The 2,416-nt window shown below is 61.6% G+C and carries 1 protein-coding gene and 2 pseudogenes; 2 read left to right on the top strand and 1 reads right to left on the bottom strand.

The window, feature by feature from the left end; translation table 11 throughout:
* Positions 1–68 precede the first annotated feature (68 nt).
* Positions 69–266, top strand: a pseudogene (locus tag AO501_RS13435) (acyl-CoA dehydrogenase family protein); the annotation flags it as partial.
* 40 nt (positions 267–306) lie between these two features.
* Here the strand turns inward: AO501_RS13435 and AO501_RS13430 are convergent.
* A pseudogene (locus AO501_RS13430) lies at positions 307–750 on the bottom strand (DDE-type integrase/transposase/recombinase); the annotation flags it as partial.
* Positions 751–818: 68 nt separating this feature from the next.
* Here AO501_RS13430 and AO501_RS13420 point away from each other — a divergent pair.
* Positions 819–1,981 (top strand): IS3 family transposase gene (locus AO501_RS13420; RefSeq protein WP_225323256.1). Its coding sequence is split into 2 segments (ribosomal slippage): positions 819–1,103 and positions 1,106–1,981, totalling 1,161 coding nucleotides; the frame shifts between segments, so codons are not numbered across the junction.
* The last annotated feature ends 435 nt before the right edge of the window (positions 1,982–2,416 follow it).

The following is a 2,416-nucleotide window of genomic DNA, read 5'->3' as shown; positions in this document are numbered from 1 at the left end:
CAACCCACCCGACCATCCAGAGGAGGACGCTCAGTAAATACCGCGCAACGGTGCCTCATTCAGGTTGACAGGTTCCGATGGCCAAGAACACCGCTGTGTATGCGTGCGACTACGTGGTCAATGAGGCGGTTCAGATCTTCGGTGGGATGGGCTACATGCGTGAGTCTGAGATCGAGAGACACTATCGAGATTGCCGAATTCTCGGAATAGGCGGCGGCACCAACGAAATCATGAACGAGGTCATCGCCAAACGTATCGGACTCTAGCTACTTGATTGAATCGCCCTGACTTTCCCGGAGGCTCGGGTTATTGGATTCCGGCCAGGGGTTGGTCGGTCCCATGTGCATCGTGGAACGCGGCTTCGAACTCGGTGGGTGGGATGTCATTAAGGTAGCTGTGTAAGCGGCTGGTGTTGTGCCAGTACACCCAGCTCAGGGTCGCGAGTTCGACGTCCTCGACGGTCTTCCACGGCCTGGTGCGGACTGGCCCGTAGATCAGCTCCGCCTTGTAGTAGCCGTTCACCGTCTCCAGGGCATTATCGTAGCTGTCTCCGATCGTGCCGATCGAGCGGACCGCTCCGATCTCGGCGAGCCGTTCGCCATAGCGGATAGAGGTGAATTGCGATCCGGCATCGGAGTGACATGTCAAGCCCGGCAATGTGTTTCCGCGTGACCAACGAGCCATCTCCAACGCATCCAGCACCATGGTGGTACGCATGTGCGACGCTACCCGCCAGCCCACGATCATCGGGTCTGCTGCACCAATAGGTGACATCTGAGTTGGCTTGCCCAAAGCGGGCGGGCTGGAAGGATGTCAGTGTGCCTAGGCCCTACCCCCGTGAATTTCGCGACGACGTCGTCCGCGTTGCCCGTAACCGCGACGACGGGGTGACGATCGAGCAGATCGCCACCGATTTCGGCGTGCACCCGATGACGTTGACCAAGTGGATGCGCCAAGCCGACGTCGACGAGGGCGCCAAGCCAGGTAAGAGCACCAATGACTCCGCTGATCTGCGCGAGCTACGACGCCGAAATCGGTTGTTGGAACAAGAGAATGAAGTCTTACGGCGGGCAGCGGCGTACTTGTCGCAGGCCAATCTGCCGGGAAAAGGGTCTACCCGCTCGTAAGTGAGCTCGCCGCCGACGGGATTCCCGTCGCGGTGACGCGCCGGGTACTCAAGCTCGCCCGCCAGCCCTACTACCGCTGGCGGGCAAATCCCATCACCAATGCCGAACTCGTCGAGGCATACCGCGCCAACGCCCTGTTCGACGCGCACGGCGAGGACCCCGAGTTCGGCTACCGCTACCTCGTCGAGGAGGCCCGTGAGGCCGGCGAGCCGATGGCCGAGCGCACCGCCTGGCGCATCTGCTCACAGCAGCAGTTGTGGAGCGTGTTCGGCAAGAAGCGCGGCAAGAACGGCAAACCAGGACCGCCGGTGCACGACGATCTGGTCCAGCGCGACTTCACCGCTGAAACGCCAAACATGTTGTGGCTCAGCGACATAACTGAGCATTATACCGGCGAGGGCAAGCTCTACCTCTGCGCGATCAAGGATGCATTCTCCAACCGCATCGTGGGTTATTCGATCGACTCCCGAATGAAGTCACGCCTGGCGACCGCCGCGCTGCGCAACGCGGTCGGCCGCCGTGGGGTGGTCGCCGGCTGCGTGGTTCACACGGACAGAGGGTCGCAGTTTCGAAGTCGAAAGTTCGTCCAGGCCCTGCACCATCACGGCATGGTCGGCTCAATGGGACGTGTCGGCGCGGCCGGCGACAACGCGGCGATGGAGAGCTTCTTCAGCCTGCTGCAGAAGAACGTCCTCGACCGCCGCCGCTGGGCCACCCGAGAGGAGCTGCGGATCGCCATCGTCACTTGGATCGAACGCACCTACCACCGACGTCGCCGCCAAGGCGCCCTCGGCCGGTTGACCCCCGTCGAATACGAAGCCATCATGACCACGACGGCCAGTCAGGCCGCGTGACCGAAATTGTCACCTGATCGTGCAGCAGACCCACTTCCTGATAGAGCTTGGCACAGGCCTCTTTGGTAGGTGCACCGTCCTCGCGTGAGTCAGATGCATCGGGGTCGGGAGGCATATTAGACACGGCACGACCTTAGGACGGCGGTCTCACATGTCACGCCGACGCGCCGTTTGCTGTGGTGGGTCTGCTTCCGCAGCGCGGGGACAATATGGAGACCTTTCGGTCACATCGGTCACATCTGTCACAGGCAGCAAACACTCCGAAACGACAACAACCCTGCCTGAGCATTGCGTTTGCATGGTGCGCCGTCAGGGTTTCGAACCCCAGACCCGCTGATTAAGAGTCAGCGGCTGTCAGCCCTCTCTGCCAACCTGGGTTGAGGCACCCGCCCCCTGACAATTAGTGACCCGAGGGCGGGGATGGAGAGACTCCCC

Source organism: Mycobacterium gordonae (assembly GCF_001417955.2).
In the GTDB taxonomy this organism is placed as follows: Bacteria; Actinomycetota; Actinomycetes; order Mycobacteriales; family Mycobacteriaceae; genus Mycobacterium; species Mycobacterium gordonae_B.
This window is presented reverse-complemented; position numbering and strand designations above follow the sequence as displayed.